Annotated in this window: 22 protein-coding genes, 1 tRNA gene and 1 pseudogene; 9 read left to right on the top strand and 15 right to left on the bottom strand. The window is 70.3% G+C overall.

Features of this window, described 5'->3' with window-relative positions; genetic code table 11:
* Positions 1 to 41 precede the first annotated feature (41 nt).
* Positions 42 to 1,439: an ATPase BagB gene (bagB, locus tag ACZ6TU_RS05300; protein WP_467674935.1), complete on the top strand. Its 1,398-nt coding sequence runs from the start codon at positions 42 to 44 to the stop codon at positions 1,437 to 1,439.
* Positions 1,440 to 1,588: 149 nt separating this feature from the next.
* On the opposite strand, the gene wblA is transcribed toward bagB, so the two are convergent.
* Entirely contained in the window at positions 1,589 to 1,930 is a 342-nt protein-coding gene (gene wblA, locus ACZ6TU_RS05305) for a transcriptional regulator WblA (RefSeq protein WP_469546798.1), read from the bottom strand.
* Positions 1,931 to 2,338: 408 nt separating this feature from the next.
* On the opposite strand from wblA, the gene ACZ6TU_RS05310 reads away from it, so the two are divergent.
* Positions 2,339 to 4,621 carry a transglycosylase domain-containing protein gene (locus tag ACZ6TU_RS05310; RefSeq protein WP_469546801.1) on the top strand — a complete coding sequence of 761 codons (2,283 nt, stop codon included), beginning with the start codon at positions 2,339 to 2,341 and terminating at the stop codon, positions 4,619 to 4,621.
* Between the two features lie 99 nt (positions 4,622 to 4,720).
* Here the strand turns inward: ACZ6TU_RS05310 and ACZ6TU_RS05315 are convergent, their stop codons facing one another.
* Positions 4,721 to 5,185 (bottom strand): GatB/YqeY domain-containing protein, encoded by a 465-nt coding sequence (locus tag ACZ6TU_RS05315; protein ID WP_467674930.1) that lies wholly within the window; start codon positions 5,183 to 5,185, stop codon positions 4,721 to 4,723.
* 133 nt (positions 5,186 to 5,318) lie between these two features.
* Between ACZ6TU_RS05315 and ACZ6TU_RS05320 the strand changes: the two genes are divergently transcribed.
* The 3 genes from ACZ6TU_RS05320 to ACZ6TU_RS05330 all read left to right on the top strand — a co-directional run bounded on the left by ACZ6TU_RS05320 (position 5,319) and on the right by ACZ6TU_RS05330 (position 7,253).
* Positions 5,319 to 6,245, top strand: a complete 927-nt coding sequence (locus ACZ6TU_RS05320) for a metallophosphoesterase (RefSeq protein WP_467674928.1) — start codon at positions 5,319 to 5,321, stop codon at positions 6,243 to 6,245.
* Positions 6,246 to 6,361: 116 nt separating this feature from the next.
* Positions 6,362 to 7,132: a Pr6Pr family membrane protein gene (locus tag ACZ6TU_RS05325; protein WP_467674926.1), complete on the top strand. Its 771-nt coding sequence runs from the start codon at positions 6,362 to 6,364 to the stop codon at positions 7,130 to 7,132.
* Between the two features lie 47 nt (positions 7,133 to 7,179).
* Positions 7,180 to 7,253 (top strand) — tRNA-Pro (locus ACZ6TU_RS05330).
* 93 nt (positions 7,254 to 7,346) lie between these two features.
* Here the strand turns inward: ACZ6TU_RS05330 and ACZ6TU_RS05335 are convergent.
* The 3 genes and pseudogenes from ACZ6TU_RS05335 to ACZ6TU_RS05345 all read right to left on the bottom strand — a co-directional run.
* Positions 7,347 to 7,748 carry a tyrosine-type recombinase/integrase gene (locus ACZ6TU_RS05335; RefSeq protein ID WP_467674924.1) on the bottom strand — a complete coding sequence of 134 codons (402 nt, stop codon included), beginning with the start codon at positions 7,746 to 7,748 and terminating at the stop codon, positions 7,347 to 7,349.
* Between the two features lie 448 nt (positions 7,749 to 8,196).
* Positions 8,197 to 8,406, bottom strand: coding sequence for a helix-turn-helix domain-containing protein (locus ACZ6TU_RS05340; protein ID WP_469546805.1), 210 nt, complete (start codon positions 8,404 to 8,406; stop codon positions 8,197 to 8,199).
* A pseudogene (locus tag ACZ6TU_RS05345) lies at positions 8,373 to 8,573 on the bottom strand (DUF3631 domain-containing protein); the annotation flags it as partial. The pseudogene ACZ6TU_RS05345 and the gene ACZ6TU_RS05340, both read right to left, overlap by 34 nt.
* A 117-nt stretch (positions 8,574 to 8,690) precedes the next feature.
* On the opposite strand from ACZ6TU_RS05345, the gene ACZ6TU_RS05350 reads away from it, so the two are divergent.
* Positions 8,691 to 9,005, top strand: a complete 315-nt coding sequence (locus tag ACZ6TU_RS05350) for a hypothetical protein (RefSeq protein ID WP_467674920.1) — start codon at positions 8,691 to 8,693, stop codon at positions 9,003 to 9,005.
* Between the two features lie 340 nt (positions 9,006 to 9,345).
* Here ACZ6TU_RS05350 and ACZ6TU_RS05355 read toward each other — a convergent pair whose 3' ends face one another.
* From ACZ6TU_RS05355 to ACZ6TU_RS05395, 9 genes are all read right to left on the bottom strand, one after another.
* Positions 9,346 to 9,891: a Pycsar system effector family protein gene (locus ACZ6TU_RS05355; RefSeq protein ID WP_467674918.1), complete on the bottom strand. Its 546-nt coding sequence runs from the start codon at positions 9,889 to 9,891 to the stop codon at positions 9,346 to 9,348.
* A gap of 95 nt (positions 9,892 to 9,986) precedes the next feature.
* Positions 9,987 to 11,414 (bottom strand): DUF4407 domain-containing protein, encoded by a 1,428-nt coding sequence (locus ACZ6TU_RS05360; RefSeq protein WP_469546809.1) that lies wholly within the window; start codon positions 11,412 to 11,414, stop codon positions 9,987 to 9,989.
* Entirely contained in the window at positions 11,407 to 12,480 is a 1,074-nt protein-coding gene (locus ACZ6TU_RS05365; protein WP_467674914.1) for a hypothetical protein, read from the bottom strand. The genes ACZ6TU_RS05360 and ACZ6TU_RS05365 overlap by 8 nt, the downstream gene beginning before the upstream one ends.
* A complete protein-coding gene (locus ACZ6TU_RS05370) occupies positions 12,477 to 14,741 on the bottom strand; it encodes a hypothetical protein (protein WP_469546812.1) in 2,265 nt (754 codons plus the stop codon). Before ACZ6TU_RS05370 ends, ACZ6TU_RS05365 begins: the two co-directional genes overlap by 4 nt.
* On the bottom strand, positions 14,734 to 15,492 hold the full coding sequence (locus tag ACZ6TU_RS05375; protein ID WP_469546815.1) for a hypothetical protein: 759 nt from the start codon (positions 15,490 to 15,492) through the stop codon (positions 14,734 to 14,736). Before ACZ6TU_RS05375 ends, ACZ6TU_RS05370 begins: the two co-directional genes overlap by 8 nt.
* Positions 15,493 to 15,627: 135 nt before the next feature.
* Positions 15,628 to 16,341 (bottom strand): Crp/Fnr family transcriptional regulator, encoded by a 714-nt coding sequence (locus tag ACZ6TU_RS05380; protein ID WP_467674908.1) that lies wholly within the window; start codon positions 16,339 to 16,341, stop codon positions 15,628 to 15,630.
* A gap of 279 nt (positions 16,342 to 16,620) precedes the next feature.
* Complete coding sequence (locus tag ACZ6TU_RS05385) at positions 16,621 to 17,067, bottom strand: Pycsar system effector family protein (RefSeq protein ID WP_469546818.1); 447 nt, start codon at positions 17,065 to 17,067, stop codon at positions 16,621 to 16,623.
* Between the two features lie 86 nt (positions 17,068 to 17,153).
* Entirely contained in the window at positions 17,154 to 17,858 is a 705-nt protein-coding gene (locus ACZ6TU_RS05390; protein WP_467674904.1) for a TIGR03943 family putative permease subunit, read from the bottom strand.
* Entirely contained in the window at positions 17,855 to 18,958 is a 1,104-nt protein-coding gene (locus ACZ6TU_RS05395) for a permease (protein ID WP_467674902.1), read from the bottom strand. The genes ACZ6TU_RS05390 and ACZ6TU_RS05395 overlap by 4 nt, the downstream gene beginning before the upstream one ends.
* A gap of 143 nt (positions 18,959 to 19,101) precedes the next feature.
* Between ACZ6TU_RS05395 and ACZ6TU_RS05400 the strand changes: the two genes are divergently transcribed.
* Positions 19,102 to 20,997, top strand: coding sequence for an NAD-binding protein (locus tag ACZ6TU_RS05400; RefSeq protein ID WP_469546821.1), 1,896 nt, complete (start codon positions 19,102 to 19,104; stop codon positions 20,995 to 20,997).
* A gap of 248 nt (positions 20,998 to 21,245) precedes the next feature.
* Here ACZ6TU_RS05400 and ACZ6TU_RS05405 read toward each other — a convergent pair whose 3' ends face one another.
* Complete coding sequence (locus tag ACZ6TU_RS05405; protein WP_469546824.1) at positions 21,246 to 23,099, bottom strand: S9 family peptidase; 1,854 nt, start codon at positions 23,097 to 23,099, stop codon at positions 21,246 to 21,248.
* A gap of 103 nt (positions 23,100 to 23,202) precedes the next feature.
* On the opposite strand from ACZ6TU_RS05405, the gene ACZ6TU_RS05410 reads away from it, so the two are divergent.
* Together ACZ6TU_RS05410 and ACZ6TU_RS05415 are read left to right on the top strand one after the other, a co-directional pair.
* Entirely contained in the window at positions 23,203 to 24,027 is an 825-nt protein-coding gene (locus ACZ6TU_RS05410; RefSeq protein WP_469546827.1) for a class I SAM-dependent methyltransferase, read from the top strand.
* 89 nt (positions 24,028 to 24,116) lie between these two features.
* Positions 24,117 to 24,911, top strand: a complete 795-nt coding sequence (locus ACZ6TU_RS05415; RefSeq protein ID WP_469546828.1) for an SURF1 family protein — start codon at positions 24,117 to 24,119, stop codon at positions 24,909 to 24,911.
* The last annotated feature ends 132 nt before the right edge of the window (positions 24,912 to 25,043 follow it).

A 25,043-nucleotide genomic window follows, 5' to 3' on the forward strand; every position in this document is an offset into this window, starting at 1 on the left:
ACACAGGCAAGGCCCGTCATGAGTCGGAAGCAGGGGATGTCATGAGTCGTCCGGACCCGGCCCACACCCACGACCCGGCCCGCCACCACCTGTCCCCCGCGCGCGTGCTCGACATCGACCCGCTGCTGGAGGACCCGAAGACCCGCATCGTGGTGTGCTGCGGCTCGGGCGGGGTCGGCAAGACCACGACCGCGGCGGCCCTGGGCCTGCGCGCGGCCGAGCGAGGCCGCAAGGTCGTCGTCCTCACCATCGACCCGGCCCGCCGGCTCGCCCAGTCCATGGGCATCGACTCCCTCGACAACACGCCGCGCCGGGTGAAGGGCATCGACGACTCCGCGGGCGGCGAGCTGCACGCGATGATGCTCGACATGAAGCGCACTTTCGACGAGATCGTCGAGGCGCACGCGGACCCCGAGCGGGCCGCCGCGATCCTGGGCAACCCCTTCTACCAGTCGCTCTCGGCGGGCTTCGCGGGCACGCAGGAGTACATGGCGATGGAGAAGCTCGGGCAGCTGCGGGCCAGGGACGAGTGGGACCTGATCATCGTCGACACCCCGCCGTCCCGCTCGGCGCTGGACTTCCTGGACGCGCCCAAGCGGCTCGGGTCGTTCCTGGACGGGCGGCTGATCCGGCTGCTGACCGCGCCGGCGAAGCTGGGCGGCCGGGCCGGGATGAAATTCCTGAACGTCGGGATGTCGATGATGACCGGCACCCTCGGCAAGCTGCTCGGCGGCCAGCTCCTCAAGGACGTCCAGACGTTCGTGTCCGCGATGGACACGACCTTCGGCGGGTTCCGCACCCGCGCGGACGCCACGTACAAGCTGCTCCAGGCGCCCGGCACGGCGTTCCTCGTGGTCGCGGCCCCGGAGCGGGACGCGCTGCGCGAGGCCGCGTACTTCGTGGAACGGCTGGCCGCGGAGGACATGCCGCTCGCCGGGCTGGTACTCAACCGGGTCCACGGCAGCGGCGCCGGCCGGCTGTCGGCCGAGCGTGCGCTCGACGCCGCGGAAAATCTTGAAGAGCCCCGCATTGTGGATCAGGAGGGCGGGAAAGCAGTACTTCGTAACTCCCCCGACACGTACGACAGTTCAGACCCTCTCACATCCGAAACACCAGCTCCGGCTGTTGCTCCGGCTTCTGACGGTGGCTCCCCCGCCGAGGACGCCGAGAACACCGAGCGCTCCGTCGAACAGCTCACGGCAGGCCTGCTGAGGCTGCACGCCGAACGTATGCAGCTGCTCTCCCGTGAGCAGCGCACGCGTGACCGCTTCACCGCGCTCCACCCCGAGGTGGCGGTGACGGAAGTGGGCGCGCTGCCCGGTGATGTGCACGACCTCGCGGGACTGCGCGACATCGGCGACCGGCTCGCGGCGAACGAGCGCGAACTGCCCGAGACCGAGCTGCCCGAGGCGGGCACCCGCCCTGAGGCGAGCGCCTGAGCGCCCGAGCGCCCGAGCAGCGAGTGCGCCTGGGCGCAACGCGAGTGCCCCAGGGGCGACCCGGCCCTGCCAACGGGCCTGGCCGCGCCTGTCTCCGTAGGGGCCTGAGCCCCGACCTGAAGCCCCGAGGAGCCCCCGGAGGGAACCCCTCAGCTCACCGCCGCGTAGTTCTCGTAGACCTCGTCGTCGTCGTCGAGGGGCACGATCCCCGTGCCACGCTCGTACTCCGAACGTGCGGTCTCCAGCAGCCGGCGCCAGGAGGTCACCGTGGGCCGCCTGCGCAGCAGGGCGCGGCGCTCCCGCTCCGTCATGCCTCCCCATACGCCGAACTCGACGCGATTGTCCAACGCGTCGGCCAGGCACTCCGTACGCACCGGGCATCCGGTGCACACCGCCTTGGCCCTGTTCTGCGCTGCTCCTTGAACGAACAGTTCGTCCGGATCGGTAGTGCGGCAGGCCGCCTGCGCACTCCAGTCGACTACCCAGCCCATACCGGCGCCGTCCTCTCCCGAATCGAGGCTCCCCCACGGCGGCAGCGGCATATTCACCGCCGCCAGTTGAGGACGTTACGGAAGGTGGGCACAGCGCAACACCCCCAGCGGGCCCAATCTTGAATGGTCCGAACGGACTATGGGTAAGCGGCAGATCACCCGGGGGAGTGAGCTGGCGACATACGTAACCTTCCCGGCAAACCAGGACAGTTCAGCTGTGTCACAACGGACGCCACAGGACACACGAGGCGGATTCGGACACGACCCCACCAAAAAAGTTGGGGAACACCCGGAACGATTCGGGGTCGCCGGACGTATTGATACGTGGCCTCACTGCTGTGACAGTTGAGAGCAGCTTAGGCCAAGGCCTATACGCCTGTCCGGCGAATGAGAACGTAGGCTGCCCTCATGCCAAAGAAGCGCTCGGGCGGTGGTCTGTCACCCACGCAGCAGGCCGCCAAGTTCCTCGGTGTCAGTGTTCTCGCGGGAGCCGTGCTGGCCGGTATCGCGCTGCCCGCGGTGGGCGCGCTGGGGCTGGCGGCGAAGGGATCGGTCGAGAGCTTCGACGAGCTCCCGGCCAACATGAAGACCCCGCCATTGAGCCAGCGGACCTCGATCCTCGACGCCGACGGCGGTCAGATCGCCACGGTCTACTCGCGCGACCGCACGGTGGTCCCCCTCAAGGACATCTCGCCGTACGTGCAGAAGGCGATCGTCGCGATCGAGGACTCGCGCTTCTACCAGCACGGCGCGGTCGACCTGAAGGGCGTCCTGCGCGCCCTCAACAAGAACGCGCGCAGCGGTGAGGTCGCCCAGGGCGCCTCGACCCTGACGCAGCAGTATGTGAAGAACGTATTCGTCGAGGAGGCCGGCGACGACCCGACGAAGGTCGCGCAGGCCACCCAGCAGACCATCGGCCGCAAGATCCGCGAACTGAAGTACGCGATCCAGGTCGAGGAGGAGCTCGGGAAGAAGAAGATCCTCGAGAACTACCTGAACATCACGTTCTTCGGTCAGCAGGCCTACGGCGTCGAGGCCGCGGCCCAGCGCTACTTCTCCAAGTCGGCCAAGGACCTGAACGTCCAGGAGGCGGCCCTCCTCGCCGGCATCGTCCAGTCGCCGAGCCGGTACGACCCGGTCAACGACGAGGCGGAGGCCACCAAGCGCCGCAACATCGTGCTCCGGCGCATGGCCGACGTCGGCGACATCTCCCGGGCGCAGGCCGCCGAGGCGATGAAAGCGCCGCTGGGTCTGAAGGTCAGCAAGCCCAAGAACGGCTGCATCACGGCGACCAAGGGCGCGGGCTTCTTCTGTGACTACGTGCGCGAGGTCTTCCTGAACGACCCGGTCTTCGGCAAGACCAAGGAGAAGCGGGCGAAGGTCTGGAACCAGGGCGGCCTCACCATCCGCACCACCATGGACCCGCAGGCCCAGGACTCAGCGCAGCAGTCCATCAAGGACCACGTCTACAAGAGCGACGACGTGGCCACCGCCGCCTCCCTCGTCCAGCCCGGCACCGGCAAGATCCTCGCCATGGGCCAGTCTCGTCCGTACGGCTTCGGCAAGAACGAGACGCAGATCAACCTCTCCGTCGACCAGTCGATGGGCGGCGGCATGGGCTATCAGCCCGGTTCGACGTTCAAGCCGATCGTGGCCGCCGCGGCCCTCGAGGACGGCATGCCGGCGAACAAGGTGTACTCCTCGCCGTACCAGATGCCGTATCCGAGCCCCGTCTCGGCCTGCGACGGCAAGACCTGGAAGAACAGCCGGACCGACCCCGCCAAGCTCGAGAACGAGAACGAGTCGGAGGTCGGCCCGTACGACATGAAGGAAGCGACCGCCAAGTCGGTCAACACCTACTACGTGCAGATGATCAGCGACATCGGCATCTGCCCGGTCACGACGATGGCGAAGAAGATGGGCGTCGTGCGGGCCGACGGCGACAAGATGCCCCAGGTGCCCTCCATCGCCCTCGGCACCCAGGAGATGTCCCCGCTGACCATGGCGAACGCGTACGCGACCTTCGCCTCGCGCGGGATGCACTGCACGCCGGTCGCCATCGAGTCGGTCACCCAGCGCGTCGGCGACCAGACGAAGTCGCTCCAGGTCCCGAAGTCGACCTGCTCGCGTGCGATGTCGGAGAAGACCGCCGACACCATCAACGCGCTGCTGCGGGGCGTCGTCGAGGACGGTACGGGTAAGAAGGCCGGCCTCGACAGCCGCCCCAGCGCCGGTAAGACCGGTACGACGGACGAGCGCTACGCGGCCTGGTTCGTGGGCTACACGCCGAACATGGCCGGTGCCGTGTGGGTCGGTGACCCCGCACACAAGCGGAAGATGACCAACATCACCATAGGCGGCCGGTCGTACGGCAAGGTCTTCGGTGGTGAGGTCCCCGGTCCGATCTGGGGCGACATGATGACCGGCGCGCTGGAGGGCAAGCCCGTCGAGCAGTTCAACACCGTCCACATCCCCGACGGCATCGACCGGGACCGCGGCGACGGGAACGGCGACGACGAGGGCCGCGACGACGGGGACGGCTTCATCGGTGGCCTGGTCGGCGGCAACAACAACGGCGGCGGAGGCGGCGACCCCTTCCCGACACCTTCCTTCTCCATTCCCGAGGGCTTCTTCCGGGGCCAGGACAACGGGGGCGGCAACGGGAACGGGAACGGCGGGCGGTTCGGCTGAGCCGTCGGCGTGACCAACAGGGGCGTGACCAACAGGGGCGGCCCCCTCTCCCGAAAGGGGAAGAGGGGGCCGCCCCTGTTAGGTCCAGCCGAAGGGCGGTCAGCCGGTCAGCAGCTTCTTCACCGCGGCGGCGACCCGGCCGCCCTCGGCCTGGCCGGCCACCTTCGGGTTCACGATCTTCATGACGGCGCCCATGGCCCGCGGCCCCTCCGCACCGGCGGCCCTGGCCTCCTCGACGGCCTGGGCCACGATCTGCTGGAGCTCCTCGTCGGACAGCTGCTTGGGCAGGTACTCCGCGAGCACCTCGCCCTCCGCCTTCTCCCGCTCGGCCTGCTCGGCACGACCACCCTGTGCGAAGGCCTCGGCCGCCTCACGCCGCTTCTTCGCCTCGCGGGTGATCACCTTCTGCACCTCGTCGTCGGAGAGCTCGCGCTTCTCCTTGCCCGCGACCTCCTCCTTGGTGATCGCGGCGAGCGTCAGCCGGAGCGTCGAGGAGCGGAGCTCGTCGCGCTCCTTGATGGCGGCGTTGAGGTGATCCTGAAGCTTCGACTTGAGCGTGGTCATGGGGTTGATTGTCGCAGGTGCGGGTGGAAAGACGCCCATTGATTTGTGGGGCGATGGTTTAAGCGCCGGTGGCGTCAGGGGATTTCGGGCACCGCCGGGCGCAGTGACCGGCGTGGTCTGACACGATGGTCTTATGCGCGCGCGATACGGAGTCCCCCTGGGCATCACGGCGGCTGGTGCCGCCGGTCTGTTGTACGCGGCGGGATTCGAGGCCCGCTCCTTCCGCCTGCGCCGGGTCACGGTCCCGGTCCTGCCCTCGGGGATGCGACCCCTGCGCGTGTTGCAGGTCTCCGACATCCACATGGTCAGCGGTCAGCGCAAGAAGCAGCGCTGGCTGCGCTCCCTGGCGGGCCTGCGCCCCGACTTCGTGATCAACACGGGTGACAACCTCTCCGACTCGGAGGGCATCCCGGAGGTCCTGGACGCGCTCGGCCCCCTGATGGAGTTCCCGGGCGCGTACGTCTTCGGCTCCAACGACTACTACGGCCCCATGCTGCGCAACCCCGCCCGCTACCTGCTCGAGAAGGTCCAGGGTCGCCATGGCCTGAACGGCAATCCGCCGGCCGTCGGCGTGGTGCACAACCCGTGGGAGGACATGCGGGACGCCTTCGACGCGGCGGGTTGGCTGAACCTGACCAACACGCGCGGCACGCTCAAGATCGAGGGTGTCTCGCTGGAGCTGACAGGGCTGGACGACCCGCACATCAAGCGGGACCGCTACGACCAGGTGGCCGGCGGCCCGTCGGACTCGGCCGACTTCTCCATGGGCGTGGTCCACGCGCCGTACCTGCGCACGCTGGACGCCTTCACGGCCGACGCCTACCCCTTGATCCTGGCCGGCCACACCCACGGCGGCCAGCTGTGCATCCCCTTCTACGGCGCCCTGGTCACCAACTGCGACCTGGACACGGACCGAGTGAAGGGCCTGTCCACGCACACGGCGGAGGGCCGTACGGCGTACCTGCACGTCTCGGCGGGCTGCGGCACGAACCGCTACACGCCGGTACGGTTCGCGTGCCCGCCGGAGGCGACGCTGCTGACGTTGGTGGGGCGGGAGTAGCCGTCGGCCACTGCCCACCGGCAGGAGCCCTCAAGGGCCGGGCCCGTCAAGGGCCCGTTAACCCGCACAGCACACCCAGATCGCCCCCTATATCCGCTTCTGTCAGCGTGAGGGGCATGACCGCCCCGATACCCAGGGACATACCGGACCTCCCCGCGATTCCGGGCAAGCCCGCACTGAAGCCGTCCCCCGTCCCCGCCTCGGCCGTCATCACCCCGATCCGCCGCCCGGCGGCCGCGGCCTTCCGCCTGCTGGTCGCCCTGGCGGCGGCCGCCGGCGTGACGCTCGCAGTACTCCTGGGCGACCCCTCCCGAACCCTGGGTTACTTCGTGGTCCAGAGCAACATCCTGCTCGCGCTGGTGATGGCCCTCTCGGCCCGCCGCGCGTGGACGGCCGACCGCCCGCTGCCAGGAGCCGCGCTGGGCGCGACCCTGCTCTACGTCGTCATCGCGGCCCTGGTGCACCACCTGCTCCTGGGGAACGAGGCGAGCCCCTTCTCCCTCACGGGCGAAGCCGCCGCCCCCACGGGCCGGCAGGCCCTCGCCCATCACACACTCCACACGGTGACCCCGATCGCGGCCGTACTGGACTGGCTCCTGCTCACGACCCCCGGCCGCCTGCGCCTGCGCCAGGCCGGTATCTGGCTCCTCTACCCCCTGGCCTACCTGGTCTTCTCCCTCACCCGAGGCGAACTGCTCCTCCCGGGCACCCCCGACCGCTACCTCTACCCCTTCCTGGACGTCGGCCAGGACGGCTACAGGAAGGTCCTCGGCAACGCCCTCCTCCTCGGCCTCTCCTGCTACGCCCTCGCGACCCTCCTCGTGGCCCTCGACCACGCCCGCCCGAACCCTCTCCGCCACCGCTGGAAAACCGGATTTCGTCTCTAGCCACCAGTGGGCTAAAGTAAACGTCGTCGCCGCGACAGCAGCGACATCGGGGTGTAGCGCAGCTTGGCAGCGCGCTTCGTTCGGGACGAAGAGGTCGTGGGTTCAAATCCCGCCACCCCGACGCTGGTCAGAGGCCCATTCGCTTGATCGCGAATGGGCCTCTTTCATGCCCGGGGGGCAAACGCATTTGGTCAGGCCTCGGCACCCTGCGTGATCACGGGCCGGAGCTGCTTGCGGTAGACCGCCTCTGTGGTCGCCTGACTGCTGTGACCGACCAAGAGCGCGATCCGCTCCAGCGGGATGCCGTGGTCAGAGAGAGGGACACCAAGCTGTGCCGGAGCTCCCGCGGTATCCACTCAGGCTTCAGTCCGGCTTTCTTCACGATGACCTTGAAGTCTCGCCGGACGTTGGCCGCGTCGAGCGGCTCGCCGCTCCGGGTGGTGAAGACGCGGCCGGTCGGGCTCCACTCCATCCCTCTCGCTGCCCGCTCCTGCTTCTGCCGCCGCATGTGCTCTTCGAGGACGTCGACCACCTGCTTGGGCAGCGCGATGGTCCGGCGGCTCTTCCTGGTCTTCGTCTCGCCGTGCTTGCCGCACCGAGCGTCACACCGCGACATGGGGCGGGATGCCGTCCTTCGTCTCCAGGAAGACGTGATCCCAGATGAGGGGCCGTGCCTCTTCGGTGCGAGCACCGCTGAGGAGCGAAAGCACGAGGTAGGCGTACAGCCGTGACGGACGTGCGGCGGTTCACCGCGTTGGCCACGGTGTAGTTGGCCGAAGCCTTGACGCCCGTCTGCACCTCCTTCTTCAAGTCCCCGATCTGCTGGCGGACTTCGGTCTTCGTCTCGCCGTACACCTTCGATCGACGGCGCTTGCCGCTCGGGCCGTGTCCCAGGGAGACGGCCCCCACGAAACTCTTCTTGGCCGGGTCCCAGTAGATGGTGTCCGCATCATGGCCAGCCCTTTGGGCGCGCTTCAGGGTGTCGGTCATGCTCTGTCGTGCCTTCATAGGACAGGGCCGCGCCCTGAAGGACGCGGCCCTGTGGAACTCGGGTGGTGGGAAGTTCAGGCGGTGACTTCTGCCTCGCGCTTGAGGAGTTCGACGTACCGCTCGATGTACTCCGGTGGCACGAGACGGCGACGGCCGATGCGGACGGTCTGAAGTCGTCCGAGGCGTATCTCCTCGTAGACCATCGAGCGTCCGATCCTGAGAGCCTTGGCCGCCTCTTCGGGGAGGTAGAGGAGCTGTTCGGCAGGTTCAGCAACGGTGGCCATGCGGCGGTGCCTCCTCGGCAGGGTTCCGGGGGCGGTGGCCCCCTTCCTGTCAGGCCCTTCATGACGCTCCCGCCCGCCTTGATGTTGCGGGCCGCGATAGGGGTGTTGTCCGCGGTCATGTACTCCCGCAGCATCCGCGACGGCCCGCGGGCATCGAGCGGCTTACCGCGGCGTCATCGCGGCAGCACAGGCCTCCGACGGTCGGAGCCGGGATCACCGGTCGCGGAGCACCTCGGGGCGGCCTAGGCTGAAATCAAGGGCCCTCGAGTGGAAGGGAACCTGAGATGCATTTCGTCCTGATCGCGACCCACACTCCGGAAATCTGTCCGACCTCCAACGCGACGACACGCGACCTGATGCTGCAGACCGCCCCTGATATCCCGAACCTGGCCCAGAAGGCAGGCGTCGAGATCGTGGCCGGCCCCTTCGTCAACCGTGAACACACGATTGTCGTGGTCGTACAGTCCGACAAGGTCGAGAACGTCGACCGCTTGCTGATGGAGTCTCGCCTCCCCCACTGGAACCGCGTCCGCGTGCTGCCGTCGCTGACCATGGAGGAAGGACTCACCGAAATCGAAGCGCAGACGCCGATCTTCTGACCCACCCCGCTCAGGCACGCGACCGGTCCTTCGATGGGGGCGCCGAGATGCGCCATCGCCCTGCCGCCATCAGTGCAGACGAACGCTGTCGGCCCCGCCTTTCGCCCTCTTCAGGCCGCGTGCCTCCGTCTTGTGGACCGCTCTAACCGCTCGGGCGACGTCTCATCGATCACGGGGCAACCGGTCCAGGCCCTGCCCGCCTGGAGAACCTCGGGCTTCGCGGTCCAGAACAATGCACCCGAAGCATCTCTGTGGCCAAGCTGGCGGGTCGGGAACCCCGAACCAAGGTCACAGAGGGGTCTGATCGCGTTCGGGACGAGTTGTGGGTCCCGGTGTGCCGCTAAGCCGACGCTCCCGTCACTATGCCCAGCAGTGTGAGCGCGAAGAAGATCGTGCCCCAGGCCAGTGCGTGGCGTATGCAGCGGTATTTGGTCCAGGCGGTCTGGGACAGGGTCGCCAGTTGGCTCAGGTCCCGGGACACCGGGTCGGTGTGGCGGACCGTCCGCTCCAGGTGGGCGACCGACCTCGCCAGCCTCGCGTCGCCGAAGTAGTGAGTGCGGGAGCGGTGCGGGCTTCCCAGCCGTGGGGTCACGGCCAGACCGAGCAGGACGAGTGCCGGTACGCAGGCGGCACAGCCCACCCAGAGGAGAAGCTGCGGGACGACCGGGTACTGTCGCGGGGCGATGACGCCGCTGCCGATCGCGCCGAGCAGGGCGGTCAGGGCCGCGCCCAGGGACGCCAGCATGAGACCGGCCTTGTTGTCGGCTTTCACGAGCTCCTCGCGAGCCTCGGACAGCAGGACCCTGGCGAGTTCCGCGCCGCGGTCGGTTGCGGTGCCGGTGTCGATGTCCGGGTCTGTGCCGGCGTCGCCTCCGGGTGTGGTCATACCTCCCCCTCCTTTCCGTCTTTCCGTCGGTGTCGGGCGGCCGCCCCGGTGTGCGGGGCGGCCGTGGTGCTGTGTTCCCGGTGCGGGCGGGTGCGTCAGACCGTCGACGAGCGGCGGATCTCGTCCTCCAGCGAGTTCACCGCCTGCCGGACCCGGATGTTCATCGCTGCCGTGTGCTCCCGGGCCGCCGCCTCCGACTCGGCGCGGTGACGCCGGACCTCCTGTTCGATGGCGTCCTGGGCGATCTCGAGGTTCGCCATGGCGCGGCGCTCGGTGAGGCGGACCTCCTCGCCGTGGATTTTGACCGCGCTGTTGCTCTCGCTGGTGAGCATCCGGTCGTACGCGGTATCGCCGCTCAGGTATTTCACCAGCACAGGGAGCATGTCGAGGAGTACGAACAGCAGGCGGACCAGCCAGATGCCCACGAACAGCACCGCGTTGCCGCTCGCGAGTTCGTCGAGCGCCCGGATCCGTTCCAGGACACCGATCTCCTTCTGCTTGGCTCGCTCCTCGTCCAGCCGCCGCTCGATGCCGTCGGCCCGGTCCTTGAGGAACGCGCCGCGTGACGAGGTCAGCTCGGCCTCGATCTTCGAGATGCGGTTGTTCATTCCGGCGAGTCGCTTCTCGTTCTCACTCGTGCGGTGGGTGGTCCGGTAGTCATGTGCCTTGTCGCGCAGGCGCAGGCACTCGGACGTCCGCTGAAAGAGGCCGGTCGCGGCTATGCGGATCAGTCGGCGGCACTCGTCCCGTACCTCGAAGTCGATGGCCTCCAACCTGGTGGTGTCCCGGTCCACCCGCTTCTGCAGGGCGGCGGCGTCCGAGCGCAAGGCGTCCAGTTCCTCGCCCCGCTCGCCGGGCGTCGCGCCGAAGGAGAGGACGTACGCCCTGTCACAGCCCTTCGGTGTGACGGCCTGCGTCGTGGACGGTACGGGGTTGCAGCGGACCAGGTTCGTGCGCAAGCGGTCGATGGTGTCCGTGCGTTCGTCCGCGACGCGTTCCTCGATGGCCGTCTGGAAGATGCGCAGCACCAGGGGCTCGGCGATCACCACACCGAGCATCAGGGCGATGAGCAGGCGTGTGACGAGAGGGCCGGCCCGTCGCCGGGCGTTCGGCTGAGGAGTGACCAGCCAGCGGTCGAGGTTGAGTACGAACAGCATCCAGATGACCGTCGGGACCAGGGCCACGAAGGAGACCTTGCCGAGCGCCTCGGTCGCGAAGTTCCACATGGAGAACGCCGCGATGACGGAGGTACCGAGCACCACCCCACCGAGGGCCGTGTACTTGCTCCGCTCGTACTTGACCCTGGCCAGCAGTTCCTCGTCGACACCGGTGAGGGCACGCAACCGTCGTGCGGCGTCGAAGTCGACGGAGCGGCGGGTGGTGCGGGCAGTGGGCTCACCCCCCGTGGTGCGGGCAGCGACCCGGCCGCTCGAGGTGCGAGAGGCAGCCCCGTCACCGGTCCCCTGGCCATCCGCCGTGCCGGAGGCCGCCACATGGTTCGGGTTCGTCAGGAAGTCAGTCAACGAGATCGTCCTCGTCCTTGACGAAACCACCCTGCGGGTCGCGCGCCCCTTCCCGGCCCGCTGCCGTGCGACCGGGGCGTGCCTGTCCCGACTCGACCATGTGGGCGGGGCCGGCGGTGGTTCCGATGCCGGGCGCCACCTGGCCGCCCGTCTCGCGCAGGACCTGTTCCAGGACCTGGTGGTAGTCGACGTACTCGCTGCCGCCCATCTGCCGCAGCAGCGTCAGCAGCATGTCCCGGCGCATCTGCGCCTCCGCCGTCTCCCGCGCCTGCGCGTGGGCCCGCTCCGCCGTCTCCACCGTGTGGCGGCGGGCTGACTCCTCGTCGGTGATCCGGTGAATGCGGGCCGCCACCTCGGTGACGTCCATCTCCTTGCGGGCGATGCCGAAGGCGTCCACGTGGTCGGATCCCTGGGAGAGCAGTTCCGCGATCCGCCGGGCGTCCTCGGTCTCGAAGTCGCGCTGGCCGCGCTGCAGTTCCCAGGCACGCCGCTCGTCGCGCAGCTTCTGCTCCCAGTCCCGCAGGTCGTCCGACGCGTGCACCTCGGCGCTGACGAACTCGACGCTCATGCCCGCGACACGCGGCGGCACGATCGCGCTGTAGGCGGTCATACGATGACTTGCCTCGGTGCGCACCGCGTTGACCTCCTCCACGCGGTGCCCGGCGCTCACCCTCGGCAGGTCGCTGTCGCCCATCAGGTAGGCGCGCAGGGGAACGGTGACGTCGATAATGCCCTGCCGGGCGATGACGGTCGGGTCGGTCACCTGACAGGTGAAGGACGCCCGCATCGTGAAGTTGTCCGCCTCGCTCACCGACGGCAGGGGACGCTCCACATCGACAAGGCGCGCCCGGGTGTCGACCAGGCTGACCGAGGAGGCGTCGAGCACGTCGGGGTGGGACGGGTCGAACACCATCCCCTCGGGGAACGTGCGGTAGTTCCCTCCGACTCTGAAGACGTAGGCCGCTCCGGGTGGCAGCGGCGGTACGTCCTCGCGGCGGCGACGCCGAGACCACCAGGTGCCCTGGACCGTGGCCAGTATGTGCTCGGCGATGACCGGGTAGTTCACTTGCTTCGACCTCCAGGAGAGGAAGGGGCGGGAGCGGTGGATATGAGGGACGCGGTGGAGCGCCGGGGCTCGGCCGGGGCCCGGCCGCGCAGTGATCCGAGGAGCACCTGCGCCAGTTGGCGGGCGCCGGGGATCGCGTAGTCGGGGTGCTTCAGGGCGATGGACAGGTGGTGGCACAGGGCGGCCCACTGGCGCCCGCTCATGGCTTTCCGCATGGCCTCGCCGAGTTCGCGTACGGCGCCGGTGACGGACGGGTCGTCCCGCAACTGCACCAGCGTGCGACACAGCGCGCTGACCGCCCGGCTCCGGTTGCTGCTGTGCAGGACGTCCGCCCACAGCGACCCGAGCTGGCGGGCGCTGTCCGGGACGGTACGCAGGAGTGCCGCGGTGACGGGCTCGGGGGCCTCCAGCCGGGCGGCCTCCAGCAGCTGGACGGCGGTTCGCAGGGCGATCGACCGCTCCCGGGACCCTGGCGTCGTCTTGGCGATCACTGTCCGTACGTACCGGAGGGTGAACAGGACGCGTTCGGGGTCCTGTTCGGCGGTCTGCAGCAGCAGGATCAGGGAACGGCGGGCCGAGAACGCGATCCGCTCGCCGCGCTGGGTCAGGAACCACAGCCGGTTGAGCGCTTCCAGGCGGTAGAGGGAGCCCAGGCGGCCCGTCAGCGCCATGGCCGCCGTCACGGCACGGCCCTGGCCGCTGTTGTCCGTCCAGCTCAGGACGATGTTCAGGGCCTGCGGGGCGAGGTGCTCCACGTCGCACATGAACTGGAGCGTCAGCGCAGCGGTCACCCGCTGGCTGGTGATGCCCTCGGACCATACCTTCAGCAGGTTTTCGTCGACCTCGACCAGCGCGTACCGTGCCAGGAGCGCGACTCCCCGGGCCACCTCCGTCCGGGTGTCGAGGTCGCCCCGCAGGGCCAGCTCGCCCAGCCACTGGCGCAGCGGGTACCAGAGCTCGTAGCCGTACAGGTCGTGCAGCTCCGCGATGACTAGCTCGCGGACGCGCGGCGAGGTGAAGACCAGGCGCCGTTCGCTGCGGCCGGCGTCCCGGCCCGGACCCGGGCGGTGGTCGGTGGTCACGAGTCCCACCGCCCGCTCCCTCCACCGGGCCCTGGACTGCTGGGCCACCGCGCCGCCCGACGGCGTCCTCACCTCGTCGTCCGGCTCCGCGACCGGCGTCTCGCCGCTCTGCTCCCAGTTGCGCACATGGGCGGCGAGCGCGGCGCACTCCTTCTCGAACGTCCGCTCCGGGACGCCCTCCAGGAAGGCCAGCGCCGCGAGCGGGAGCAGGTCGCCCGCGGACGGCTGCCTGCGGAACCACTCCTGAACCCGCTCCCGGTACCGGTCCCGCAGCGTGTCCAGCGCCTTCTCCGCGCCGTCCTGGGACAGGGCCACGGCCGCCGCGACGACGTCCGCCGGCCGCCGCTGCTCGCCGACCCGCTCCAGCAGTTCCTGCTCGGTGTCCGGCGTGAGGCCGGCGTGCGGCAGCTTCTCCCGGCAGTGTTCGAACAGCTCCACGGGGTCCGGGGCCTGCCACGGCACACAGCGGTCCCGCAGCGCCAGCCGCCGACGGGTCGTGTCGCCCGCCGTGATCACCAGGTACGACCCGTTGCGGTGCAGTTCCTCGCTCAACCGCCCGATCTCGTACGCCTGCACGGCCTGGTCGGGCAGTTCACCGACGTAGTCGAGGATGACGTAGCCCCGGCCCGGCTTGAGATCCCGTGATGCCGCCAGCTCGGCGAGGGCGTTGGCGGGCGACAGGCTGCGCAGCCTGGCCTGCTCGCCCAGGATGTCCCTGAGCAGGGCGAGCGAACCCGCGCCCCGGCCGCAGCTGTCCTGACCCGTCAGGACCACGAGACCGTCCGCGCGCAGCTTGCCCAGCGCCTCGTCGAAGCAGGGCTGCGGGGGCATGTAGAACCGCAGTGCCCGGTCCGCCTCCTCGGGCTCGATGGTGCCGGGAGCGAGCCCCGGGGACGAGGCGGCACCGAAGCCGAACGCCGCTCCGGCGGCGTCGACGACGCCGTAGAAGTTGTTGTTGACGAGCTGGTGGACGCGACGGAGGTCGTCGTAGCCGCGGTCGTCCTCCTCCCGTTCGTCCGGCTCTGTGCGCTGTTCGGAGACTTGGTCCGGGCCCAGCTCCTCGTCCCCGGCCTGCGGCGCGCTGCCGTCGTCCCCCGGCACGGGTGGCTCGGCGTCCTGGTCGGGCGCGGGGACGGGCGGTACGTCCAGCCCGTCGTCCGGGCCCGTGTCGTCAGCCACCGGCGCTCCCGAAGCCGAAGACGGCGCCACGGGCGTCCACCGGGCCGGCGATGTTGGTGACGTTGATGTTGTCGCCCCGGTAGTCGTTGCTGATCCCCGTCCTGCCTGCGGCGGCCGGCTCAGGCCGGTCCGCCGCGGGCTCCCCCGACACCGGGGCCGCGTGCTTCCCCTGCTGCGCGGCCCCGGGCTCACGCGAGGCCACGTCCGGTGCGCCGAGCGCGGGCACCCGGAGCCAGGCCGTGGCCTCGTATTCCTTCACCTGGACGGTGACGCTGGTGAAGTCCTCGGTGGAGAGGGTCGTGTGACCGCCCGCCACCGTGGACCGGAAGACGTCGTCGGACAGCAACAGCGCCAGGTCGGCGTCGGGGTGCGCGGTCAGCGCGTCGTAGAGCGGGCGTGCGTTCAGCAGGCGCGCCGTGGCCACCACGGCCGTGCCGGCGAAGCCGTTGTCCGCCAGCTCCACCAGACCCTGATGGACGACGGCCCGCAGCCGCATCCGGGCCTCGGGAACGCGCTGGGCGTTGTATTCGCGCAGCTCGGCGACGAGATGGCGGACATAGTCGTCGACCAGGCGAGGTTCCTTGCCGTCGACGGGCCGGACCGCCAGCTGCTCGTCGCCCTTGCGCTGGATGTGCCACTGCGCGCGGTCCAGTCCGGCGCCTCTGGCGGCACGGTCGAGGAGCCTCGGCAGGTCGTGCTGGATTTCGGACTGTCCACGGTCGTTCTTGCTTCCGTAGGACTGTGCGTCCACGGCTATGCAGGTACAGGGATAGAAGTCAGGCCACGCAGCCACCCGCGTCATTCCTCTCTGGGCAGGCGATGGGCAGACACTGCCCACGAAGTGCTGCCCGAGAGGTTAGGAGAGAGTGCGTGAAGTGATTCCGTATCAGTACGGGTTGTCGGCAACGACTTTGGCGAATTCAAGCAACTTCGGAACGTCACAGATGGTTATGTTTCGGTAACTGCGTTCCACCAGTCCCTGGGCTGTCAGTGTGGCCAGGCTCTTTTCGGCCGTGTTGAGCTTCAGTCCAGCCAGCGACGCGAGTTCCTTCTGCGTGAGCGTCACACCGAGGTCGCACCGCCTGCCGTCACCGTCCGGTGCGGGCTGGGCGTAGGCCTGGCACAGCTCGGCCAGGACCCGGGCCAGCCGGGTCAGCGAGTCGTAGGCCTGGAAATCGACCCGGCGCCGGTTGGCCCAGCGCAGCCGGGCGCACAGCATGTGGAGGATGGCCCGCATGGCGTCCGGGTGCCGGGTGAGGAAGGTCTCCAGCGCCCGCATCTGGATGATCCGCGCGGTCACATCGCTGCACGCGACAACCGTGCCGGACCTGGGGCGCTCCTCGAAGGCCGCCATCTCGCCCACCAAGTCGCCCGCCACACGAACGGCGAGCAGCATGTCGTAGCCGCTCTCCGCGCTGGCGACGACCTTGACGACACCACTCGTGATCAACAGGACGTGCCGGCTCTCGTCGCCCTGCTGCAGCAGCGCGCGATGCGGCGGATAGGCGATCGGGGTGCCCTGCCCCAGCAGTTCTTCGCGTGTCGTGTTCCGCAGCCGGCCAAGAAAGGTGGACGGCGGCCACACGTGATTCACCAGCACCCCCGACGATCTCACTCCGCGGCGCGGCGCGCGCCGATCAAGCGTCCGACCATGCTGCCGCCGAGCCCTGCCCCGGAAAACAGACGGGACGGGATGTGGCCTGTTTTCTTGCTTCACAGCCGGAATTGACCGAACGGACGTTCCCTAATAGAACACAAATCCAGACTCATTACTGGTGAGTTATTGCTGCCGTGCGAAGTGCTGTCCCGTGCCGAGAAGCGCGGACGAGCCGCCGCAGCGCACGGGTCAGGTTCAGGGACAGTGGCCCGAGGCGGGCTGTCAGGACAGGACCCCGGCCAGCGTTCCCGCCAGTGTGAGCGTGAGGAAGACCGCGCCCCAGGCCATCGCCCGGCGGATGCAGCGGTACTTGATCCAGGCGGTGCGGGACAGGACCTCCAACTGGGTCGCGTCGCGGGAAGAGGCCGCCTGGGAGGGGCGTCGGGGGGACACGGCCAGGCCGAGGAGGACGAGAGACGGGGCGCAGGCGGCACAGCCGGCCCACACCAGGAGCTGGGGGATCACGGCGTACTGGCCGGGCGCGATGAGGCCGCCGACGATCGCGCCGAGCAGGGCGGTCAGGGCCGCGCCCAGGGTCGCCAGCGTCAGTCCGGCCTTGCTGTCGGCCTTCGCGAGTTGCTCGCGGGCCTCGGTCAGGAGGTCCCGGGTGAGTTCCGCCGCACGGTCGGTCTGCGTCCCGGTCCCGGTCTCGCCGCTCGGTGTGGTCATACCTCCCCCTCGCTGATCAGCGGCATTCCCGAGTACCCGGAAATGGCGCTTCTAGTACGCCTGGTGCTACGCGCAGTACGCGGGTCTCAGTTGTTCCACGTCTCGTCGTACGGGTCGGCCGGCGCCGGTACCGGTCTGGTGCTGGTGACTTCGAGGTACGGGATCGGGCCGTCGTTGACCGGGTCCTTGGTCCGGCGCGGTGTGTACCGGCCGGTGATCTCCAGCCAGGTGTCCGGGCTCAGGACCGGGGGGATGTTGCCGGTCAGGGCGATCTTGACCGGCTGGGCGTCCGCAGCGCAGCAGTTGAGGCCCATGCGTACCAGGTACGGGGCGCCCGCCCGGTCCAGGGTGACGAAGCCGGTGATCTTCAGCTCCCGGTCGCGGAGGGAGCGGCCGTCGTCGTAGACCGCGCGGCCGGCGTAGTCGGCCACGCCGAGGCGGAGGGTCTCGCCGGCGGGGAGGTCCGGGAAGCCGAAGGGCTTCGTCAGGGCGGTGCCCGTGTGGGCCGCGCTGTAGGAGCCCAGGGCCGGTGGGGCGACCAGGATCAGGGCGAGGACGGGGAGGGCGAGGAGCCAGGAGATTCGGGGCTCGTGGTGGTGCTGTCGCGCGGGCGCTCGACGGCGTTCGTACCAGAGCGTCGCCGCCGCCGTCGCGATCAGCACCACGCCCGCCAGCAGGACCAGCGGACGCAGGCCCGCCTTGACGTAGCGCAGGTAGAGGTCGGTCAGGCCGGCGTGCAGAAGCGTCGCCCCGAGCAGGAAGAGGAGGGCCGTCTGGGCCAGGCGGTTCACAGCAGGACCGTTCCGGTCAGGGCCGACACGACGACGGCCAGGGCGAACGTCGCGGGGGCGAAGCGCAGGGCGAAGGCGCGGCCGAAGGTGCCCGCCTGCATCGCGAAGAGCTTCAGGTCGATCATCGGCCCCACGACCAGGAACGTCAGACGGGCCGTCAGCGAGAACTGGGTCAGGGACGCCGCCACGAACGCGTCCGCCTCCGAGCAGATGGACAGCAGGACGGCGAGCACCGCGAGGGCCAGCACCGAGAACACCGGATTCCCGGCCGCCGCGCGCAGCCACTCCTCCGGCACCACCGCCTTCAGCGTCGCCGCGGCCATCGCACCGACCACCAGGAAACCGCCGGCGTGCATCACGTCGTGGCGCACCGAGCCCCAGAAGGCCGCCCCCTTGCCCCGGCCCTCGTACGACGGTCTGTCGGGTGGGCGCAGCCACTCCGTGCGGCCGAGGCGGTGCCAGAGCCAGCCCATCGCGCAGGCCACCAGCAGGCTCGCGACGAAGCGGGCCAGGACCATCTCCGGATTGCCGGGGAAGGCGACCGCCGTCGCGGTCAGCACGATCGGGTTGATGGCGGGCGCCGAGAGGAGGAACGCCAGCGCCGCCGCCGGTGTGACCCCTCGGCGGACCAGCGCCCCGGCCACCGGCACCGACGCGCACTCGCAGCCCGGCAGCACCGCGCCCGCCGCGCCCGCGACCGGGACCGCCAGGGCCGGCCGCTTCGGCAGGGCCCGGGCGAAGAAGGACGGCGGCACGAACACCGCGATCGCCGCGGACAGCAGCACGCCGAGCACCAGGAACGGCAGAGCCTGGACCATGACCGCGACGAACACCGTCATCCAGCTCTGCATCACCGGTGCGGACAGGGCCCTGCGGATCGGGTCCTGGAACATCACCGCCGTGAGCAGCAGGAGGGTGAGCAGGAGGGGGGAGTTGAGGTGGCGGGCTTCTTCCGGGTCCTGACTCGGGCCGCCCTTGCCGGAGGCCGGCTTCGTGGTCTCGTTCCCGACGGACGTGTTCCCGACGGTCTCGTCGGTCTCCTGCGGGGCGGGTTTCGTGGTGGCCACCGGCCCGGTACCTCCGGTCGTGCGCACGGGCATTGCCTCCCCTTCTGTACGGCCGGGCCACGTCGGGCGTTCAGCCACCTCGGTTCCCTTCTGGAACCAGCCGTCCCGGTGAGGCAGTCTTCTCCCTTGTGGGGAGCGTTCCGAACCAAGGTCTGCCAGGTGATCCGGCCACGCACATGATCGTGTGCGGGGACGACGGGCTCGCGCACCGGCTGGCCGCCGAACTCCGCGGTGTGTACGGCGAACACGTCACGCTCGTGGTGCCGCCCTCGGGGCGCCGGGTGCGGCAGCCGGTGGTCGGACGGGCCCGGGCCGCCTCGGCGGCGCTGCTCGACCGGGTCAGCGCGGCCGTCAACCGGACGGGCACGGGCGGCGCCGAACCGGCCACGAACGAGCAGGTCGTGGAGGCCGCCGAGGTCACCGAGGCCGTACTCACGGACGTGGGCGCCGAGCGGGCGGCGGCTCTGGCGCTCGTGTACGACGACGACGAGACCAACATCCGCGCCGCCCTCACCGCCCGTCGGCTCAACCCCCGCCTCAGGCTCGTCCTCCGTTTGTACAACCGGCGGTTGGGCCAGCACATCGAGGAACTGCTCGACCAGACGGCGGCGGTGGCCTCCGGCACGGGGCCCGGCACGGGAGGACTGGACACGTCGACGACCGTGCTGTCCGACGCCGACACGGCCGCGCCCGCCCTGGCCGCCACCGCCCTCGTCGGCACCAGCAAGGTCGTCCAGACCGAGGGGCTCGTCCTGCGTGCCGTGGAGCGACAGCCACCGCGGCCGGGCGAGGTGGCCGACCCCGGCCTGTGCACCCTGGCGCTGCTGTCCGCGACGAGCAACGACCCGGCCGGCGCCGACGGTTCAGAGGGCAGCGGGGAGCAGGGGCCGCAACTGCTGCCTGACGAGGCGGCGGTGGCGTCGGCGACCGGGCGCGGGACCGTCGTCCTGGAGCAGGTGTCGTACTCGGGGCCGTCCCTGCCCGCCGGGCGGGGCGGTGTGCCGTCGTTCGCCTCGCTGTTCTCACGCCGGCTGCGGTGGTCGCTGGCCGGGCTGGTGGGATGTGTGCTCGCGCTCGCCGTCGCGTTGATGTTCGTGACCGGGGAGCATCCGCTGTACGCCACGTACGTCACGCTCCTCGACCTGTTCGGCATCAACGATCCCGCGTACCACAAGTCGACCGCGCGGCAGGTCCTGCAACTGCTGTCCGGGCTGGTCGGGTTGCTGCTGCTGCCGGTGCTGCTGGCCGCGGTGCTGGAGGCACTGGGCACGTTCCGCAGCGCGTCGGCGCTGCGGAAGCCGCCGCGGGGGCTCGGCGGGCACGTGGTGCTGCTCGGGCTCGGCAAGATCGGGACCCGGGTACTGACGCGGCTGCGGGAGCTGCACATTCCGGTGGTGTGCGTCGAATCCGATCCGGAGGCCAGGGGGATGGCCACGGCGCGGCGGCTGCGGGTACCGGTGGTGCTCGGAGATGTCACGCAGGAAGGGGTGCTGGAGGCCGCCAAGATCCATAGGGCGCACGCCTTGCTGGCATTGACCAGTGCGGACACGACGAATCTGGAGGCCGCCTTGTACGCGCGGTCCGTGCGGCCCGATCTGCGGGTGGTGTTGCGGCTGTACGACGACGACTTCGCGACCGCGGTGTACCGGACGCTCCGGGCCGCGCATCCGTTCGCCCTCACGCGGAGCCGGAGTGTGTCGCATCTGGCCGCGCCCGCGTTCGCCGGGGCGATGATGGGGCGGCAGATTCTGGGGGCGATTCCGGTCGAGCGGCGGGTGTTGCTGTTCGCGGAGGTGGATGTGGCGGGGCATCCGCAGTTGGAGGGGCGGACGGTGGGGCAGGCGTTCCGGGCGGGGGCCTGGCGAGTGCTGGCGCTCAACACGGCACCTCCTGGGGGGCGGCGGGGTGAGGCGGAGAGTCCGGAGGAGGAAGGTGCGCCGGCTTCGGGGCTGGTGTGGGATCTGCCTCCCACGTATGTGCTGGGGGCGGATGATCGGGTGGTGCTGGCGGCTACGCGGCGGGGGTTGGCGGAGTTGCTGGGGCGCAGGAGGCGGGAGCGGGCGGGGGCGTGACGCCGAGCGGGGGTTCACGGCTCGACGTCGGGAGAGGCCGGGGTGCGCAACCCGGGGTTTCGAGGTGCTCGGCGTTGGGCTGAGGCCGGGGCGTTGCGCAGCGGGGTGCCTCCCCCGAGCTCTTCGAGCAGGGGTACCCCCAGCGCCCACCCTCCCCCAAGCTCTCGACTTCGCTCGAGCAGGGGGCCCTCATCGCCCCAGCGGCACGCCTGCCGCGGGCCAGGGGCCACTGCCCGCGGGCTCGCGTCCTAGTCCTTCAGGTGCCTCTCCGCGAACTCCAGCTCCAACCTCACCTGCTTGATCCGCTCGTCCACCACCAGCGACCCGTGCCCGGCGTCATAGCGGTACACCTCGTGGACCGCGCCCCTCGCCTCCAGGCGTTTGACGTAGTTCTCGATCTGGCGGATGGGGCAGCGCGGGTCGTTGACGCCGGCCGAGATGTAGACCGGGGCCTTGACCTGGTCGACGTAGGTGAGGGGAGACGAGGCCTCGAAGCGGTCGGGGACCTCTTCGGGGGTGCCGCCGAGGAGTGTGCGGTCCATCGCCTTCAGCGCTTCCATCTCGTCGTGGTACGCCGTGACGTAGTCGGCGACGGGGACCGCCGCGATGCCCAGGGCCCACGCGTCGGGCTGGACGCCGAGGCCGAGGAGGGTGAGGTAGCCGCCCCAGGAACCGCCGGTCAGGATGAGGCGGTCGGGGTCCGCGAGGCCGGAGGTGACGGCCCATTCGCGGACCGCGGCGATGTCCTCCAGTTCGATGAGGCCCACGCGGTGCTTCAGGGCGTCCGTCCAGGCACGGCCGTAGCCCGTCGAGCCGCGGTAGTTGACCCGGACCACCGCGTAGCCGTGGTCGACCCACGCCGCCGGGCCCGCCGCGAAGGAGTCGCTGTCGTGCCAGGTCGGGCCGCCGTGGATGTCGAATACCGTGGGGAGCGGGCCGGTGGTGCCCTTCGGCTTCTGGACGAGGGCGTGGATACGGCCGCCGGGGCCCTCCACCCACACGTCCTCCACCGGCACCGAGCCGGGCGACCTCATGCCGGGCGGGTCGAGCACGACACCGCCTGCCGTGGAGCGGACCGCCGACGGTTCGGCGGCCGAGGACCACAGGTACTCCACGCTGCCGTCGGGCCGGGGCGTGGCGCCGGACACCGTGCCGGGCGGGGTCGGGACCTCGCTGAGGGCGCGGCTCGCCAGGTCGTAGCGGAACAGCTCGCTGCGCGCCTCGAAGCTGTGCGCGATGAGCAGGCCGCTGCCGTCCGGGTACCACTCGGCGCTGACGTCGCCCGGCAGCTCCAGCGCCAGGTCCGTCTCCTCGCCGGAGGCGACGTCCCAGACCAGGGGCTCCCAGCGGCCCCGGCGCTGGTGGCCGATGAGGAGGCGGGTGTCGCCGTCGACGGGGGCGAAGCCGAGGACCTCCAGGCCCAGCTCGCGCGTGCCGCCCTCGGTGTCGTCGAGGTCGGCGACCGCCGTGCCGTCGGTGCGCAGGACGCGCAGGGCGGAGTGCATGGCGTCACCGTGCTCGGTGTGCTCGATGGCGATGAGCGAGCCGTCGTGGGAGAGGTCGCCGACGCCGGCCGACTCGCGGTGGCGGTAGATCTCCACCGGGTCCTCGCCGGTGTGGACGAGGTGGATCGTCGTACCGTCCTCGTCGGTCGAGCGGCCGACGACCGCCGTGCGCCCGTCGCGGCCGAGGGCGAGGCCCGCCGGGTAGGAGGCGTCCAGGCCCTCGGCGGCGAGTTCGTCCGCCCCACCCGTGAAGGGCTGGCGGCGCCAGACACCGAACTCGTCACCGTCCTTGTCGTCGAACCACCAGATCCAGGCGCCGTCCGGTGACAGCACGCCGTCCGTCGTGCCGTTCGGCCGGTCCGTCACCTGGCGCTGCTCGCCCGTCTTCCGGTCCCAGGCGTACAGCTCGTACGTCCCCGTCGCGTTCGACACGAACAGGGAGCGGTCCGGCGCGTCCTCCGCCCAGTCGGGCAGGGACACCCGGGGCGCCCGGAAGCGCTTCTCCCAGTCCGGCATCCGCTCCTGCTGTGCCGCCCGTACCTCTTGCTCCTGCTGGTCCCGCTGATCCCGCGCCTCGGATCCGTTGCTCTCAGTCATGGCCCCATACTGCCCGCCCTCGCCGACAATTCGCTGGCGAGGTCCTCAGCATGTGGATAACCTCCACCGGTCCCCCTTCCCAGCAGGTCAGGAGTAACCCCCCATGTACTCCCCCACTCCGGCCGACTGGCACGAGGCCAACCGCGCCCACTGGGACGAACGCGTCCCGATGCACGCCGCGGGCGATTTCTACGGCCTCGACGCCTTCCGGGCCGGGCAGGACCCGCTGCGCGACTTCGAGATCGCCGAGGTCGGCGACGTCTCCGGCCGCTCGCTGCTGCACCTGCAGTGCCATATCGGCCTCGACACCCTGGCCTGGGCCCGGCACGGTGCCGCCCGCGTCGTCGGCCTCGACTTCTCCGCGCCGGCGGTCGACATCGCCAGCGGCCTCGCGCGCGATCTCGGCCTCGGCCAGGACCGGGCGGCGTTCGTCTCGGCGGACGTGTACGACGCGGCCACCGCGGTTCCGGACCCGTCGTACGACATCGTCTACACCGGCGTCGGCGCGCTGTGCTGGCTGCCCGACATCGGGCGCTGGGCCGAGACGGCGGCCTCGCTGGTGGCGCCCGGTGGGTTCCTGTACCTCTCCGAGTTCCACCCGCTCACCGACGTCCTCGACGACGAGACCGGTTCGCGGATCACGTACGACTACTTCGCCCGTGACGCCTGGATCGAGGAGGGGCCGGGCTCGTACGCGGCCGAGGGCGCCGAGTTCGTCCACAACCGGCGCGTGGAGTGGCAGCACCCGGTCGGCGAGGTCGTCTCGGCGCTGGCGGCGGCCGGGCTGCGCATCGAGTTCCTGCACGAGCACGACGTCTCGCTGTTCCGGCGGTTCGGCTGCTTCGAGCGGCGGGACGGCTACTTCCGCTATCCGGCGGACCGGCCGCGGATCCCGCTGATGTACTCGATCCGGGCCCGCAAGGACTGACCGGGCGACGGCCGGGACCGGCGTTCGCGCAGAGGAGCCGTGCCGACCCCGCGGGCCGGACCCGCCCGGCTGCCCCGTACCGTAAGGGTGTGTACCGGTTTCTGCTGACGCCCCGATGGTGGGGGATCAACGTCTTCGTGCTGTTGTCCATCCCCTTCTGCATCTTCATGGGGTCCTGGCAGCTGGGCCGGTTCGAGGACCGCGTGCAGGACCACCGCACGGCGACGGAGCAGGTCTCCGAGGCCCGGCACGAGGCGCCCCGGCCGCTCGGTCGGATGCTGCCGGTGACCAAGGCGACGTCCGGGAAGCTGGTCATCGCGACCGGCCGCTACGGCAAGCAGTTGCTGGTGCCCGGCCGGGAGCTCGACGGCAAGCAGGGCTTCTACGTCCTGACGCTGCTGCGCACCGACTCGGGCGAGGCGCTGCCGGTGGTCCGGGGCTGGCTGCCCGGGGCTGCCGACGCGGCGAAGGCGCCCGCCGCGCCCACCGGCGAGGTCACGGTCACCGGGGCGCTCCAGGCGTCCGAGACTCCGGGTGACAACGGCGTCAGTGCGCAGGGTGGTCTGCCGTCCGGGCAGACCGGGGCGATCAGCGCGGCGTCTCTGGTGAATCTGGTGCCGTACGACGTGTACGACGCGTGGGTCACGCTCGCCAAGGGCGACTCGGGTATGAAGACCGTGCCCGCCAGCGCCCCGCCGGACACGGGGCTGGATCTGAAGGCGTTCCAGAACCTCGGTTACACCGCCGAGTGGTTCGCCTTCGTGGGGTTTGTGATCTTCATGTGGTTCCGGTTGCTGCGGCGTGAGGTGGAGTTCGCGCGGGACGCGGAGCTGGGGCTGGCGCCGGAGGAGGAGCCTGTCGCTGTGGACGCCGGCGCCAAGTGAGGCGGCGTCGCTGCTGAGGGCGGGTGGGTGCGCAGCCCGGCGGAGCGGGGTACCGCCCGCGCTCACCCGTGCCACCCTGGGGGCACCTCCCAGGCCCTTAAGGCACTGGGGGAGGCACGACTGCCCGTGGGT

Source organism: Streptomyces sp. NPDC052064, assembly GCF_055585925.1.

What these genes read in the sequence shown, in the direction of transcription:
- ACZ6TU_RS05320 (WP_467674928.1), top strand. Translation starts at nt 5,319, where the DNA reads ATGCGCGCGCGATACGGAGTCCCCCTGGGCATCACGGCGGCTGGTGCC.
- ACZ6TU_RS05400 (WP_469546821.1), top strand. Translation starts at nt 19,102, where the DNA reads ATGATCGTGTGCGGGGACGACGGGCTCGCGCACCGGCTGGCCGCCGAA.
- ACZ6TU_RS05355 (WP_467674918.1), bottom strand. Translation starts at nt 9,891, where the DNA reads ATGACCACACCCGGAGGCGACGCCGGCACAGACCCGGACATCGACACC.
- ACZ6TU_RS05405 (WP_469546824.1), bottom strand. Translation starts at nt 23,099, where the DNA reads ATGACTGAGAGCAACGGATCCGAGGCGCGGGATCAGCGGGACCAGCAG.
- ACZ6TU_RS05385 (WP_469546818.1), bottom strand. Translation starts at nt 17,067, where the DNA reads ATGACCACACCGAGCGGCGAGACCGGGACCGGGACGCAGACCGACCGT.
- ACZ6TU_RS05340 (WP_469546805.1), bottom strand. Translation starts at nt 8,406, where the DNA reads ATGGCCACCGTTGCTGAACCTGCCGAACAGCTCCTCTACCTCCCCGAA.
- bagB (WP_467674935.1), top strand. Translation starts at nt 42, where the DNA reads ATGAGTCGTCCGGACCCGGCCCACACCCACGACCCGGCCCGCCACCAC.
- ACZ6TU_RS05315 (WP_467674930.1), bottom strand. Translation starts at nt 5,185, where the DNA reads ATGACCACGCTCAAGTCGAAGCTTCAGGATCACCTCAACGCCGCCATC.
- ACZ6TU_RS05395 (WP_467674902.1), bottom strand. Translation starts at nt 18,958, where the DNA reads ATGCCCGTGCGCACGACCGGAGGTACCGGGCCGGTGGCCACCACGAAA.
- ACZ6TU_RS05325 (WP_467674926.1), top strand. Translation starts at nt 6,362, where the DNA reads ATGACCGCCCCGATACCCAGGGACATACCGGACCTCCCCGCGATTCCG.
- ACZ6TU_RS05310 (WP_469546801.1), top strand. Translation starts at nt 2,339, where the DNA reads ATGCCAAAGAAGCGCTCGGGCGGTGGTCTGTCACCCACGCAGCAGGCC.
- ACZ6TU_RS05335 (WP_467674924.1), bottom strand. Translation starts at nt 7,748, where the DNA reads ATGTCGCGGTGTGACGCTCGGTGCGGCAAGCACGGCGAGACGAAGACC.
- ACZ6TU_RS05350 (WP_467674920.1), top strand. Translation starts at nt 8,691, where the DNA reads ATGCATTTCGTCCTGATCGCGACCCACACTCCGGAAATCTGTCCGACC.
- wblA (WP_469546798.1), bottom strand. Translation starts at nt 1,930, where the DNA reads ATGGGCTGGGTAGTCGACTGGAGTGCGCAGGCGGCCTGCCGCACTACC.
- ACZ6TU_RS05410 (WP_469546827.1), top strand. Translation starts at nt 23,203, where the DNA reads ATGTACTCCCCCACTCCGGCCGACTGGCACGAGGCCAACCGCGCCCAC.